Annotated in this window: 11 protein-coding genes and 1 riboswitch; of the genes, 3 read left to right on the top strand and 8 right to left on the bottom strand. The window is 43.4% G+C overall.

The annotated features are described in order from the left end of the window. Both purB and MTTB_RS07800 read right to left on the bottom strand, forming a co-directional pair. The gene (purB, locus tag MTTB_RS07805; RefSeq protein ID WP_248564436.1) at nucleotides 1-1350 is read right to left on the bottom strand and encodes an adenylosuccinate lyase; all 1350 of its coding nucleotides are present in this window, start codon (nucleotides 1348-1350) and stop codon (nucleotides 1-3) included. Between the two features lie 17 nt (nucleotides 1351-1367). Continuing rightward, the gene (locus MTTB_RS07800; RefSeq protein WP_112094508.1) at nucleotides 1368-1526 is read right to left on the bottom strand and encodes a preprotein translocase subunit Sec61beta; all 159 of its coding nucleotides are present in this window, start codon (nucleotides 1524-1526) and stop codon (nucleotides 1368-1370) included. A gap of 98 nt (nucleotides 1527-1624) precedes the next feature. On the opposite strand from MTTB_RS07800, the gene polC reads away from it, so the two are divergent. Further along, nucleotides 1625-4915: a DNA polymerase II large subunit gene (gene polC / locus MTTB_RS07795; protein ID WP_248565318.1), complete on the top strand. Its 3291-nt coding sequence runs from the start codon at nucleotides 1625-1627 to the stop codon at nucleotides 4913-4915. 140 nt (nucleotides 4916-5055) lie between these two features. On the opposite strand, the gene MTTB_RS07790 is transcribed toward polC, so the two are convergent. The 3 genes from MTTB_RS07790 to MTTB_RS07785 are packed head-to-tail and all read right to left on the bottom strand — an operon-like array spanning nucleotide 5056 to nucleotide 6343. After that, a complete protein-coding gene (locus MTTB_RS07790; RefSeq protein ID WP_282570356.1) occupies nucleotides 5056-5874 on the bottom strand; it encodes a cation:proton antiporter domain-containing protein in 819 nt (272 codons plus the stop codon). Next, nucleotides 5862-6209, bottom strand: coding sequence for a cation:proton antiporter domain-containing protein (locus tag MTTB_RS08390; RefSeq protein ID WP_282570355.1), 348 nt, complete (start codon nucleotides 6207-6209; stop codon nucleotides 5862-5864). Before MTTB_RS08390 ends, MTTB_RS07790 begins: the two co-directional genes overlap by 13 nt. Continuing rightward, complete coding sequence (locus tag MTTB_RS07785; RefSeq protein ID WP_248564435.1) at nucleotides 6206-6343, bottom strand: hypothetical protein; 138 nt, start codon at nucleotides 6341-6343, stop codon at nucleotides 6206-6208. The genes MTTB_RS08390 and MTTB_RS07785 overlap by 4 nt, the downstream gene beginning before the upstream one ends. A gap of 17 nt (nucleotides 6344-6360) precedes the next feature. Continuing rightward, nucleotides 6361-6423, bottom strand: a riboswitch (Fluoride riboswitch). An 845-nt stretch (nucleotides 6424-7268) separates the two neighbouring features. Here MTTB_RS07785 and MTTB_RS07780 point away from each other — a divergent pair. Together MTTB_RS07780 and MTTB_RS07775 are read left to right on the top strand one after the other, a co-directional pair. Continuing rightward, on the top strand, nucleotides 7269-7652 hold the full coding sequence (locus MTTB_RS07780) for a HEPN domain-containing protein (RefSeq protein WP_248564434.1): 384 nt from the start codon (nucleotides 7269-7271) through the stop codon (nucleotides 7650-7652). Beyond that, on the top strand, nucleotides 7625-7939 hold the full coding sequence (locus tag MTTB_RS07775) for a nucleotidyltransferase domain-containing protein (RefSeq protein WP_248564433.1): 315 nt from the start codon (nucleotides 7625-7627) through the stop codon (nucleotides 7937-7939). The genes MTTB_RS07780 and MTTB_RS07775 overlap by 28 nt, the downstream gene beginning before the upstream one ends. A gap of 846 nt (nucleotides 7940-8785) precedes the next feature. On the opposite strand, the gene MTTB_RS07770 is transcribed toward MTTB_RS07775, so the two are convergent. The 3 genes from MTTB_RS07770 to MTTB_RS07760 all read right to left on the bottom strand — a co-directional run bounded on the left by MTTB_RS07770 (nucleotide 8786) and on the right by MTTB_RS07760 (nucleotide 14418). Further along, nucleotides 8786-12625: a cobaltochelatase subunit CobN gene (locus tag MTTB_RS07770; protein ID WP_248565317.1), complete on the bottom strand. Its 3840-nt coding sequence runs from the start codon at nucleotides 12623-12625 to the stop codon at nucleotides 8786-8788. Nucleotides 12626-12702: 77 nt separating this feature from the next. Further along, complete coding sequence (locus MTTB_RS07765) at nucleotides 12703-13863, bottom strand: cobaltochelatase subunit CobN (protein ID WP_248564432.1); 1161 nt, start codon at nucleotides 13861-13863, stop codon at nucleotides 12703-12705. A 117-nt stretch (nucleotides 13864-13980) separates the two neighbouring features. Next, on the bottom strand, nucleotides 13981-14418 hold the full coding sequence (locus MTTB_RS07760) for a hypothetical protein (RefSeq protein ID WP_248564431.1): 438 nt from the start codon (nucleotides 14416-14418) through the stop codon (nucleotides 13981-13983). Nucleotides 14419-14482: the final 64 nt, after the last annotated feature.

The raw sequence follows: 14482 nt of genomic DNA, 5'->3' as shown, positions 1-14482 counted from the left end.
CTAGAACCATTCTTTTGATTTTTTGAGGACGTTTTCAACTATCTTGATGGCGGATCCTAGGTATGTGTGGGGATCCATGATATCTTCAAGTTCCTCGAAGCTTAGATATTCCATTATTTCCCTTTTTTCTCCTGCGACTTTTATGAGGGGTGTTCTTTCTTTGTTGGCTTTTATTGCACATTCTCTCACGATCTGGTATGCTGTTTGCCTTCCCATACCCCTCTTGGCCAATTCTGCCATTAATCTTTCTGCCATTATAAGACCATTTGTAAGTTTGAGGTTTTTTTCTATATTCTCATCGAAGAACACGAGATTCTCTATTAGGTTTGTGGTTAGGTGTAGGAGGTAGTCTGTTAGTATACATGATTCTGGGAATATTATACGCTCTGGAGACGAGTTTGTGAGGTCTCTTTCATGCCAGAGCAGGTTATTCTCTAGTGCGGTTATCACATGTGAGCGTATAATCCTGGCTAGGCCACAGATGCGCTCTGCGGTTATCGGGTTCATTTTATGTGGCATTGTACTGCTGCCGACTTGTCTTTTGGGGTCGAATTTCTCACCTACTTCCATGATCTCCGTCCTCTGAAGATTACGAACCTCTAAGGCTATCTTGTCAAGGCTTGTGGCGATGTTAGCTAATACCATGATGAATTCAGCATGGTTGTCCCTTTGGATGACTTGATTCGATATTAGAACTGGTTTTAAGTCGAGTACCTTGGAGACTTTCAGGTGCACTTTTAGGCCGTCTTCACCTAGGGCTGCTGTGGTGCCCACTGCACCGGTCACCATACTTACACATAATCTTTTCTCGGCCGATTTTAACCTTTCAAGGTTTCTGTGCATTTCATCGGCCCAGAGTGCGAATTTCATACCGTAGGTTGTGGGTAGTGCATGTTGGCCGTGGGTTCGGCCAATGCAAACCCTTTTTTTGTTTTCGTCTGCTAATTTTAGAAGGAGTTTTATTAGTCTGATGAGTTTTTCTTTTAGGATTTTTATGGATTCTTTAAAGAGTAGTGAGTTTGTTGTGTCTATTATATCATTTGATGTGGCCCCGAAGTGTATGTATTCTCCTGCGTCGCCTTCGCATTGTTCTGCCAGTGCTTTTATCATGGCTGCGATGTCGTGCTTCGTCTCTTTTTCGATTTGGTTCACTCTTTCAAGTTTCACATATTTTGTGTTGGCTTTTCTTTTTATTTCTTCTGCGGCGTGTTCTGGTATGATCCCTAGGCTGGCTTCTGCTTCGGCTATGGCCGCCTCCACATCTAGCATTTTTTGTAGTTTGTTTTCAGCATCCCATATTTTTTTCATTTCTGGAGTGCCGTATCTGAATTCGATGGGGTGGATCGCCATTAGATCACCGAGGGTTTTTAACCTGAGAACCTGAGTAATAGGCAGAATACGGCTAATATTATACTCATTGCAACTACTTGTTCTGGTGTGAGCTTAGGACCCTTTGTCTCTTCCTCGAAGTATCTTACAAGGCCGGCACCACTTGGTGGGAGCGTTTTTTTATCCTTTTTAGCCATTTTTCTGATCACCCCGGATAAGCTTTTATAGAGATTATATTCATTAGGGATATAATATATTATTGTTGGAAATCATCCTTTTTAGGGTTATGATTATGATGGAGTATTTTAAGGAATTGGAGAAGGAGACAAATAGGCTTTATGAGATAGCCTGGAAGGCCAGGGCTAGGGGTTTAGATGCTTCCACAGAACCTGAAATACCCCTTGCGAAGGATCTTGCAGAGAGGGTTGAGGGACTAGTAGGACCTGAGGGTGTTGCCCAGAGGATAAAATCATTGGAGAGGGAGTATAGTAGAGAGGAGATAGCGTTTAAGATAGCTGCTGAGATAGCATCCCAGCGGATAAACGAAACAGACGAGGACAGGTTATGGTCTAGGAGACAGGAACTCGCGGATCAGGCCCTGAGAACAGCCCTTGCAATATTGACGGAGGGTGTTGTGGCAGCACCCCTAGAAGGAATCGCTAAGGTAACTATCAAAAACAATTTTGATGAATCAAATTACCTGGCAGTATACTTTGCGGGGCCTATAAGGAGTGCTGGGGGGACGGCATCGGCATTAGCAGTTCTAATAGCAGATTATATAAGGATGAAGATAGGATTGGACCGTTACAAGCCCACTGACAGGGAGATAGAACGTTATGTGGAGGAAGTGGAATTATATGAGTCAGAGGTGACTAACCTGCAATATTCCCCAACCCCAGAGGAGGTGAGATTAGCCGCTGAGAATATCCCTGTGGAGGTCACCGGGGAGCCAACAGATAAAATAGAGGTTTCACATAGGGACCTTAAACGTGTAGAGACCAACCACATCCGTGGAGGAGCCCTACTGGCAATGGTAGAGGGTGTTATCCAAAAAGCCCCAAAGGTGCTTAAATATGCCAAACAACTGAAACTTGGAGGATGGAATTGGCTGGAAAAATTCTCAAAAACCCTAAAATCTGATAAAAAAGATGAAATCACCATAAAAGCTGACAGCAAATACATAGAGGATATAATAGGGGGAAGACCGGTCCTAGGATGCCCATCAGAAAAAGGGGCCTTCAGGCTGAGATACGGGCGTTCGAGGAACACGGGATTAGCGGCCATGGGAATAAACCCCGCCACAATGGAACTTTTAGAATTCCTAGCAGTTGGGACGCAGATGAAAATTGAAAGACCAGGAAAGGGCAACTGCGTCGTGCCAGTGGATACAATCGAAGGACCAATAGTCAAACTCAAAAACGGGGACGTAATCAAAATTGAAACAATTGAAGAAGCCAATAAAATCAAACCAGAAGTAGAGGAGATACTATTCTTAGGTGACATGCTAGTGGCCTTCGGAGAATTTTTAAGGAACAATCACGTACTAATGCCCGCGGCATGGTGCGAGGAATGGTGGGCGCAATCAATCCTCAACTCAAGGGCATATAATACCAAAGAAGACCCCTTAAACCTTAAAAAGTTTAAGGGCCAGTGGAATAGGATAAGACCAGGTGCAAAGGAAGCATTTAAAATCTCCATAGAATATGATGTGCCATTACATCCACGCTACACCTACTTCTACCATGATGTCACAACAGAAGACTTAAACAACCTCTACGAGTGGCTACAACACGGAAAAAAGGAAAATGGTAAACTAAAATTGCCACTAGCACCCCCAAAGAGGATACTAGAGATACTAGGAGTTCCCCATAAACTCAGAAAAGACAAGGTTATAATAGGAGCTGATGACGCATACGCACTCCTAAACACCCTCAAAAAACCCCTAGAAAAAGAAGAGGATCCAATCAAAGCAATAAATAGGGTGTCCCCTGTTAAGATCATGAAAAAGGCCCCCACTTATATTGGGGCGAGGGTTGGGAGACCCGAGAAAAGTAAAGAGAGGAAAATGCGCCCAGCACCCCACGTGCTATTCCCAATAGGTAAACATGGTGGTAGCCGACGAAACATCATCGAAGCCACTAAAAAGGGAAACATTAGAGTAGAGATAGGCCGTGCGAAGTGTCCTAGGTGCAAAATAAGCTTCATGCAATCAAAGTGTCCACAATGCGGTGAAAAAACAGAGATGGGCAAACCAAGCAAAAGATCCATAAACCTCGTGCAACTTTTAAAGAACGCCACCGAGAACGTGGGAGTCCGCAAACTCGAAGAAATAAAAGGAGTTGAGGGGATGATATCCCGTGACAAGTTCCCAGAACCATTAGAAAAGGGCGTTCTCAGGGCCAAAAACGAGGTTTTCACCTTTAAGGATGCTACTATAAGACACGATTCCACGGACCTTCCACTCACACACTTTAAACCCTCAGAGATCGGCATAACCATAGAAAAATTAAAAGAATTGGGGTACAAGACAGACTTTCAGGGCAGGCCCCTAGAAGATGAGGATCAAATAGTAGAATTGAAGGTCCAGGATGTGGTAATATCTAAAGAGTGTGCAGATTACCTCATGAAGGTTGCATCATTCGTCGACGATCTCCTGGAAAACTTCTATGGCCTTGGAAGGTTCTATAATCTGCGGGGACGGGAGGATCTAATCGGCCACCTGATAATCGGATTGGCACCCCACACTTCCGCGGGGGTCTTGGGGAGGATAATAGGCTTTACTGAAGCATCAGCATGTTATGCGCACCCATACTTCCACTCAGCCAAGAGGAGGAATTGTGACAGTGACGAGGATGCCATAATATTATTATTAGATGCTCTGCTCAATTTTTCTAAAACATACCTCCCGAGTAGTAGAGGGGGGAGCATGGACGCGCCACTCGTCCTATCATCAAGGATAGACCCGGAAGAAATCGACGACGAATCACATAACATCGACACAATGGACTCATTACCCCTCACATTCTATGAGAAAACATTAGAATATGCCAAACCATCAAAGGTCACCAGCCTAATTGATAATGTTAAAAAACGTCTCGGCACGCCAAGACAATACAAAGGACTAATGTTTTCCCATGACACTTCAAATATCAATTCAGGACCTAAAACCTGCCTATATAAGATGTTACCCACAATGAAAGAAAAGGTTAATTCACAGATCGAACTTGCAGAAAAAATACGGGCTGTGGATCAGCGAAGAGTAGTGGAGGGAGTTCTACTTTCACATTTCCTACCTGATATGATGGGGAACATCCGGGCATTCACTAAACAGAAGGTGCGATGTACAAGATGTAACAGGAAATACAGGCGAATACCACTCACAGGAAAATGTGAATGTGGTGGGAACCTTGTACTGACGGTATCAAAGGGTTCGGTCATAAAATACTTGGAAATATCAAAGGAGCTGGCTGGGAAATATCCTATTGACCCTTACCTCATGCAGAGAATCAACATACTAGAGTTTGGTGTGAACTCACTATTTGAAAGTGACAAATCTAAACAAAGTTCACTGGACCTATTCCTTTAACAGTTATAGGGGGCCCCCAATAGAATATACAACAAGTCGAGATTTGCCCAATCAATCTCTACATTGTGTTAGGGTGCATTTTCCAGTGCAAAATCACAATAATAGAGGAGGGGAACTCCAGTATTGAACTGGCAAATAATTTATAAGTGCAAGGGAACTTGGAATGGAAGGTCAAGAGATTGTAAAAAAGATAATCTTGACCTCCCCATACTAGGTAGATGTGGAAATCGTGGCCTCTGGTAGTCCTCATCGACGCTCAGGAATTTCTCTCCGGTGAACTTAACTGCCATGGACCCTAGGGGTGCTGTGAATAGTATTGCAAGTACAGCCATGGCCAGTATGGTTTCGCCTGCCGCAACTCTTGCTGCGAGGGGTATTGCACCTACAGCTGCTTGTACAGTTGCCTTGGGTATATATGCTGCCACGCAGAATATCTTCTCCTTCAGGTTCAGGTCTGAACCTAGGAGTGAGAGGAGCACCCCCATGCTCCTTGCTGTAAGTCCAAGGATTATCACTGCAAGTCCAGCAAATCCAACATGGAATATGAGCCCAACATTGACTTGAGCACCAACAAGGACAAAGAGGAGTATCTCAGCGAAGATCCATACCTTGTTGAACTTTTTAGTTAACTGCAGGCTAGTATCGGGCATCCTTTGAAGGATAACAAGCCCTATGACCATTACACCTACAAGTGCGGCCACGGGAACATGTGAACTTACAATATCCCCAGCATTTTTAAGCAGTATGGCTGCTCCGAGGACTATGAGGGTCTTTTCAGTGTTCCCTATCTTGAACTTCTTGAAAAGTTGGACCAGTGCAAGACCAAGACCCAGACCAGCAATTATGCCCAGCAGTATGGATAAAGGCACTCCAATGATCTCCACGATGAAGTTGACTTGCTGGCCCTGGTATATCCCAAGGAAAACAGAGAAGAGTGTTATTGAGACTACATCATCCACTGAAGCCCCTGTAAGTATATGGTGGGTATCCCTTTGGCTGTTCCCATTCTCCTTTCAATGAATGAAAGCATCTGGGGGACTATAATTGCGGGTGAAACTGCTGCTATAACAAAGCCCAGGATTCCAGCTTCAATGAGGGATAATCCAAGCAGGTAGTGTGCTGCCAGCATCACTGCAAAGCCCTCGATAAGGTCAGGTATGCAGCTCATAACTGCTGTCATCCCAACCTTCCTGAGGCTTTCAATGTTTATACCGAAGCCCGCCCTAATAAGGATTATTATAAGTGCTATAATCCTTAGATCGGGTGAAATATCCATTATACTCTTTGATATCAAAGTCCATGGGGTCCTATTATGATACCTAGTATCAGTATCCCTAGGATACCCGGAAGTTTTATCTTGTTGAATACCTTGTTGAAGAGAAGTCCCAGTAATATAATAATGGCTATGCTAAATGCAACATACTCCACAATATCCCTCCCACACTTATCTTGCAGGAGTCATCAGCATAAAAAAGCAGTTAAAGGTGGACTCCATCACCCCTTGTACAGAACCTCTTTAAAGTGTAGTATATAAAAGTTTCTGTCTAAGAGGTTATATTTGATTTAGAATCCTTTGATTCAATCCTCTCCAAATATCTGGTTCCTTCAACTTCTGATCCTTGCAAAAGCAATTATAATTGCAAAATACCAGAATTATAAGGAACACTGATAGTTCATGGTATCCTTTGTTCTAATTTATCTAACGGGCTAGAAGCCCCCCATCAGGGGGTGTTTAACTTTCTCGGCGGGAACCCCCATGGGGGATGAAAGCCGAAAATTTTATACACTTTGTTCTTCTGTTATGTTTTGTTGTGTTTACCTCCTGGTAGGAGGTTGGGATGCGGTATCTCATCCATAGCCTTGGCATCCTCTAAAATTGTGGGTGATGACTGGATGGGTAGGGTTGGGACAACCCGAATTCGCACCTGTTGGAGGCAAGATCCCTACTCAGCATCCCCTGCTTTAGCTGGGCAAGTCTTGTCGTTGAAGCAGGAAGCCCATCCCATCAGGGAGGGGTAGTTCACCCCTTGTGGACTTTCATCCCCCTGATGGGGGAAATTCCAGACCAACAGCTGAAGGCATAAAAAGGCTTGGTTCTTGGATTTTGGAAACACCCCCAAATGAAGTAGTTCACATAGTATTGGCCGTTTTATACTGGGATGGTGTCCTACATACTATTTTTTTGGAGTTTAGTTCTTGAACACATTATTGACCCTCATGCATTCGCTTTTCTGGCCATTCAAGGAAGATGAATTTAGACATTGAATTTCCCTATTATTTCTTGAATTTTTTGGGGGAGGAGTAGGCTAGGTGAAAAAGGATTAATATTGTGTTGGTCAAAGATTTTATTAGTATGAGGAGAGAAGTTTATAATTGGTGGAAACAGGCAGAAAAGGACCTTGAAGGCGCTGCTAAAAATCTTAAAATCGAGGAATATTATATAACGGCGTTTTTGTCACAGCAGGCTGCTGAAAAGGCATTAAAGGCGCTCTATATCCACAAAAAGAGGAAATCCCCGGGTTCCACGCATTCCCTGATTTTCTTGGCAAATGAACTTAACATGCCAGAGGAGTTTATGAGCGGCCTCAGAAAGCTAAATCCAGATTTTATCATCACACGTTATCCGGATGCTGCCCAGGGACTTCCATATGAACTCTATGACAGGGAAATAGCAGAGGAGAAATTAGAGATCGCAAGTAAGGTGGTGGAATGGGTCCGGAAGGAATTGAAGATATAAGGGGATTTTTATCCCAGGTTAAAAGAAAGTTTAAACCAGACCTCATTTTATTATTTGGGAGCAGGGCGCGAGGCGAACACTTGGAAGATAGTGACTATGATATTATAATCGTCAGTGAAAAATTTAGGAACATGAATTTCCTTAGGAGGATCGAGAAAATCATAGAATACTGGGATGCAAAGGTTAACATTGATGTACTTCCCTATACGCCGGAAGAGTTCGAAATTAAAAAAAAGGAAATAGGGATAGTGCAAGAGGCTATAAAAGAGGGCATAAGACTCAAGTGAACACCCCCTCGCTGGGTTTTTCTGCTTAATAGTGAAGCCTTGAAGTGTATACTCTGTAGCGTCAGGCTTGGGATGTGTTCCCAGCCCCGGTGGGGATGGTTTTATCCTCTCAGATTATCTGTCAGCTTTCCCCGAGCCTTCCGGGACAGGAGGTGAAGATTTTATAACCATAGCATTGCTGTTATCAAAATTGTGGTGTATGAGTCTTTTCTGGCTTTCATCGGGGGGCTTCCCCACCGGTAGAATTAACTCCGGTGCATAAGAAAGACCATTGAGGTCTTCGACAAGTTCTTTCTTTTCTGTAATGTAAGGCAGGACCCTTCTAACTTATACTTCTGAAACAATTGAGACCATTGAAATCATCGAGAGGCTTTCGGGGGGGAACGGAGACTCCCCACATCTTCAGGACTCTCAGTCTAACGTTCAAGCTTCCAACAAATCTTTACAGCCTCACCAGTCCTGTAAAATTTCTCGATAGTATAGTTTAGATGTAAGAAGCAGCCCCCCAAGCATTCACTTTTGCTTTGGTGATGAGGTAATGGAGACCCCCTTGGAAAGTTTTGGTGTGTATGATTCTTCCGATTTCTAACCTTTTCTGCAATAACATTCAAATCATCCTTTACTTCATTTAGGCGTAGGAGTTGTCCCGGTTTATGGGATATGTTTCGTGTGAATGTCTGCAGCATGCTTATGGGAGAAAAAAGCAAAGGGCTTCGTTTATGGGATATGTTTCGTGTGAATGTCTTGAAAAATACGTCCGCTAAATTCCCTAAGATTTTTATCTCCTTTTTGGTGTGCGGTTAATCTAAATGATTACAAAAAGAAAGAAAAGAAGGAGGAGAATTTTTATAGTTTTCCTCTTAGGAAGTAACCTGCGCCTACAAGGGCTACTAGGACTATGACTCCGAGCACTGCGTATATTGGCATGCCAGCGCTTGCACCAGACATTCCACCAACTTTACTCACTTCATAGGCTCTACCAGATGATCCTGGCCCTGCACCCCCAGCCGCGGCAACTCCAGCTTCTGAACCGGTTTGTCCACCTGCCCGTCCTTGACCACCAGTATAACCGGGACTCACACCATGCCCCTGACTACCAGTATAACCAGGACCTGTTTGTCCCGGGGCGCCAGGCACACCTGGTTGTCCTGGTGCGAAGGCAGCATTCTTTGTAGCGCCGTAAATTTTCGCTTTTACCTGACCTAAAAGGTTAGGATCCACATAACCCATAGCCCACTGCATCATAGCAATATTACCACAGCTACAGTCACAACAAGAAACACCATACCCTGCAACTAGCTTAGCCCAAGTGTTAGCCACCAACCTGAGTGTTCCCTCATCAGCATGCCAAAAGCCTTTATGAGCTGCTGTTAGGAGTGTTCCTGTTATGCTGATCATTGCATAGGCGTTGTTACCTGTAGACAACCATTTTGTAACTCCAAGATTGTATTTGTCTCTGATGTAAATGTCAGTAATTTCATTCCACTCATAGTTATGTACGAGTTGGGGAGTTGTAACTTGCCAGCCCCATAGGTATGAGACGAACTTGTTTGAAATTGCCCTTGCACCACTGTAACCTTCTTTCATCATTCCCTGGATCCACGCGGGGTTGAAATAGCGTGTTCTCATCTCCTTTCTCATGAACTGCTGTAATGAAAGGACCTCTGGATTAGCTGGGTTTGCATAGTAAAGGACATTTAGTGATGGTGCTCTTCCATTGTTCACTTTTTCGATTGCCATTGATAGTCCACCATAGTAATCGTAGTAGTCGTCATTGTCGATAACTCCATAAAGGTTTGTGCTTCTACTATGGTATGTTACTGTCACTCCTTTAAGGAGGTCTTCAAAGAGGTTTCTTTGCGAAATGCCCCATTGTGTGTTGGAGTATGCATGACTCATTCTTCTAAGGTAAATGTCTGCCAGTTCTTCTCTGTTGTTCCATGTCCATGCTTGTTCAACTCCATGGTTAACTCCAGCGCCATAGTCTCCTACTGGTGGGGCGAATATCCTTGTTATTGCTGCGTCTCCATCATAGCCCCTCTGCACAAGTTCTATCCAATGTTTTGCAACGTAATTCAATTCAATTGGGTCGCCTTTGTCTATAACTTTGAGAAGGGCTTCCATTGATTTTGCCTGTGGGAACTTTCCTGTGATCAGTGGATCAAGTGCAAGGTCCAACTGATCTTTAAATTGTGGATATGCCTCAACTATCTTTGAGTAGGATGCTCCCAGTGCAACCCTGTAGGCTATGTCCATTTTTGCAAGCAAGTTTGGGAATAAATCTCTGAAAAGACCGCTTGTTGTGGTTATCACGTCAATTCTTGGCCTTGATGTGACGTTCTGGAGTCCAATACTATTCCTCATCTTGTTCAAGTCATTTAGGAGGTCTGTGAGGTTTGTTGGGGTAATGTATGATAATTTTCCTCCTTTGAGCCAAGTCTTGTCATCGGGTTTTGGCTGAACACCTAACATTCTTAGAACAAATGAGGCCATTGCACCGTCGTCTCTTGCTGTTTCAACGCACCATACTACAGCAGCCATCTTCTCGGGGATGGTGTCAAGCTGTGCAAGGGCCATGTCTGCGAGTCTTTTACCAAGGTCCCATGCTGTTTTTGTTGGTAATGTGTTGTCGTCTTGTGCATAGAAGTTTCGCCCGGTTGGGAGTGCATAGGGTGCTCTGACAGGGTCTCCTCCTTTGGCTGGTGATATGAACCTTCCTGATAGACCTTCGATTAGGGCGTCCATTTCCTTTGTTGGGCTCTCTTTTAGCAATGCAATGTATTCCACTGCCACTGATAGTTTGTCCTGGAGGGCTTTTTTGAGGGATAGGTCTGTAACATTCTCAAGGATTGCTGCTATAGATTTTCCGTTGAGAAGATCTTTGATCATGTTTATGCATATGTCGTTCACCTGTTCTGCCTGGTCGAAGGTGAGATTTTTGAAATCCCAGCCCATTGCTGTGCTCACGAGCTTTTGGAGGGATGGGTCAACGTCGCTGTCTGGTGATAGCATCGTCGAGACCATAAGGGCTATCTCATCAGATGTCCAATTTAAACTGAATGTATGAAGGCCATAAGGCATCAATGTACGCTTGATGTCTAGGAGATAATCGTGTATTTTGTCGATGTCTTCATCTGTGATGTTGTTTGGATCTATGTTCATGTCTTTGTAGATGGCTGTTTTTATTATTGTTTCACGGATCTGTTTTGCATACTCTTCTCTCATTGGGTTTCCTTCAGGTGTTTTTTCATAATTTATGATGAGGCCTGCAAGTTCCTGTAAGTCGCCGTAGAGTTTTGTCTGTGTGAATGGTGGTGTCAGGTGGTCTATGATTACTGCAAGTCCTCTTCTTTTTGCTTGCATACCCTCTCCAACGCCGTCCATTATGTAGATGTATAGTGATGGTGTGTCGCCAATACATATGTCCGGGTAATCGAATGAGGCAAGAGCGTACTGTTTTCTTGGTGTCCATTCATAAGTTGCATGCCTTCCAACATGTATCTGTGCATTTGCCTCAAAGACTGTGTTTATCCATGCATACCATGCAAGGTAGCAGTGTGGTGGTGGGACAACTGTACTATGATAAAGGTTGGCCGCATCGGCCTCCCATCCTCTCTGTGGCTCTGGGCCGATGAAGACGTTCCCAAACATCAGACCAGGTATAATAATGTATTTTTCGCCATTCTTTTCAACGACCATAACGTCTCCTGGCGGTTCACCCCATCCTGTCATCCCTGGGAGTTTAAGTGCCAGGAGTTCTCCTTTGTATTTTAGGAACGTCTCGTATGCCGTGGTATTTGAAGGATCCTGGATATAGGATGTTAAAGCAGCGCTGATCTTATTTATGAGGTCTATTGCAGTGCTTGCAACTTCTGGGTGCGTATTAGCATTTGATATCATCTCTTGTGTCCATCTGTTGAGGGTTTTAAGCATCTCATCCCTTGTCCTTGTGTCTCCCTTTTTAATGTATTCTACTGCTGCCTTGGTTAGTTCCTCGATGTAGCCTACTGGCCCTTCAACCATCTCTTTCCTGGCAATTCGGTCTAGCTTATTGAACCATGTGAGATAATCTTCAACTGGCCATAATATGATATCGCTCTGGTTCACTAGTTTTTCAAGTTCACCTGGCGCCCAGTTGGCAATATTTATACCCTTTTTGACCATCAGGTCGAGGAGAGCATCGGCGTTAGATGGTATCTCACCTATGTTATAGCCTTCACGTTTCAGCCTCTTAAGTATCTCAAAGATACTCTCCGGTACATTGAGATAACTTGCTCCGATGTTCTGTTTCCCTGGTGGATAATTATAGTAGACTATTGCAATCTTCTTCTCATTATTTGGGAGTGTCTGGAGTTTGATCCAATTGTAGACCCTGTTCACAAGTTTCTCTATCCTCTCAGGTATTGTGACTGTTATATCCCATTGAGCTCCGGTTTCGGGGTCGCTTCCGATTTCACCGACACCGATTGCTAGTGGCTCTATCTGTCCTTGCATTTCAGGCTGGGCACACTGCCAGTATACTGACATCCAACTGAATCCTTCATCTGAGACAAGCCATTGTCCCATTGTCCTATATGTTGAGCTTGTTATCATGGCTCTGAGTACTGGAACGTTTGAGTGTTCAAAGAACTTGGTAACTTGGGCACCTGAGGTAGTTGATCCCGGGGTGAAAGTTAAAAGGTCTATGATTATATTGGCTTTGATGGGGTATCTTTCCGGGTATGCTTCATATTGTACAACATTTTGTGCATCTGTTAGGAATTTTACAAGGCCGAATAGACATTTGTGGGTTGTGCGTTGCTAACCTTGAAGTGTTTTACTATGGTCCCGTTCTCAAAGATGTCTACTTCATACACCTTTCCAGTGGAGATACTATTAACTCCAAGAATGGATGATCTCTCAGTGCAATTCCCGATATCCTTTATAGCAGTTATATTGTATGTTTGATTAGGATTGCATAGTGTCTGGAGCAGCTCTCTCATCGCAGTGTCATTTAGTGTCACATAGTTTGACCATGTACCAACTACTGGGATCACATTCATACCCTTTGAGGTCAATGCGTCAATTATCTGTTGCATTGCATCAGCATATGCAACTTCACCTGTGCTGCCAACGTAAGTCAGAATTGCTACTGTTGGTTTAGTAGGGTCTAGATGATATTTCTGGAAGTACTCTTGGAGGCTGAATCTCTGACCATCACGGTATAGGAACTCTGGTTGCAGTAGCAGGCCTGGTTCAACAGGGGCTGGATCCCAGCTACTATTCCATGGTTTTCCATTGATGAGATAATAGAGTTTAAGGATGTACTTGAATTGATTTTCAATGTTTTTCTTACCCCCAGCTGCATAATAACTGGCGCAGTCTATCCAGTATTGTAGTGCTTGGTTACCTGAATATTTCTCTTTGTAGAACATCAGCGATGATAGATCACCATCATGGCATGCTCCTATGAGTGTTCCTGGTCTATCCCAAGTGCCTATATCTGTATCAGTGACTCCTTCAAATACCTTGGTGTTGTTGATCATGCTCAGTTTAACTAGCGTCGGGCCACTTTCAAATGCGAAGAATATCTTGTTTTCAATTAGGGATGGATTTGCTATGATAACAGATTCCATGGACCCATTACCAGCCAATTGGGTTCCCCATTCTGCCAATATTATCTGTGAGCTGTTTAGAAGAGCTTGTATTTCATCACTGGTCATGTTCCCTATCTGACTCGTGGATCTTATCTGAAATTTGACGTTATTGTCTGTGAGATTCATTATTGAATGTGCCACTTCATTGTAACTCTTCGCGGCTCTTGATGAACCTATAACTAGGATCGTGGTTGTATTGCTTGTTGTAGTGTTGTTTGCTGCCACTACAGTCTGGCAAAATAGGACCATGAGAAGAATTGCTGTTACTGTAATCAGATGCTTTCTCATAACTATTCACCACCTTTTCATTTTTTCATGTTTTAATGTCTAAGTAGTAGAACATATATTTTACTAAAGATTGATTGAAGAGTATTACTAGTTTTGGGATGATATAAAAATAGTGTATTATTTTGTGAGTAAAAAGGGAGTATTAAAGTAGGGGAGAGGCTCTGCCACGATTGTTTTTCCCTGAAGCTTGCCAGTTGAATTTAAGTTTAAGATTGTGTTAGCCAGTGGACCTGATCGAATATTGTTAAGGTAGATGAGATGTGCCCAATCAATGAGTTCTGGGATTTCACTTAGATTTTGACTGGCCTGTGAAACACTTCTAATCTGGATCTTTACATTAGGATATTCTTTCATCAAATACTCTGCAGGGATTTGGTACTGTCCCGCACTTGTATCCCATGATAATATTAGGCAATGTATCTCAGAAGAGTTCAACCCTCCACTAGTGTTTTGAGCACCTTCCTGTGAATCTTCTGCTGCCACGGTCCCTGTGAATGCTAGGATGAAAACAAGCCATGTTAATACTAGAAATAGTTGTTTCACTTGTCTTCCCATACCATTTCACCTCCTTTCAAATTGGTTTTTTATAACTATTTTTACTATCCGCGAGGAGCTTCCT

Source organism: Methanothermobacter tenebrarum (genome assembly GCF_023167465.1).
In the GTDB taxonomy this organism is placed as follows: Archaea; Methanobacteriota; Methanobacteria; order Methanobacteriales; family DSM-23052; genus Methanothermobacter_A; species Methanothermobacter_A tenebrarum.
The sequence above is the reverse complement of the archived record's forward strand: the minus strand, read 5'-3'. Positions and strand labels throughout refer to the sequence as shown.

Bases quoted from the DNA above. Each gene is read 5' to 3' on its own strand.
- purB (WP_248564436.1), bottom strand. From the start codon at position 1,350: ATGGCGATCCACCCCATCGAATTCAGATACGGCACTCCAGAAATGAAA.
- MTTB_RS07800 (WP_112094508.1), bottom strand. From the start codon at position 1,526: ATGGCTAAAAAGGATAAAAAAACGCTCCCACCAAGTGGTGCCGGCCTT.
- polC (WP_248565318.1), top strand. From the start codon at position 1,625: ATGGAGTATTTTAAGGAATTGGAGAAGGAGACAAATAGGCTTTATGAG.
- MTTB_RS07780 (WP_248564434.1), top strand. From the start codon at position 7,269: ATGAGGAGAGAAGTTTATAATTGGTGGAAACAGGCAGAAAAGGACCTT.
- MTTB_RS07775 (WP_248564433.1), top strand. From the start codon at position 7,625: ATGGGTCCGGAAGGAATTGAAGATATAAGGGGATTTTTATCCCAGGTT.
- MTTB_RS07765 (WP_248564432.1), bottom strand. From the start codon at position 13,863: ATGAGAAAGCATCTGATTACAGTAACAGCAATTCTTCTCATGGTCCTA.
- MTTB_RS07760 (WP_248564431.1), bottom strand. From the start codon at position 14,418: ATGGGAAGACAAGTGAAACAACTATTTCTAGTATTAACATGGCTTGTT.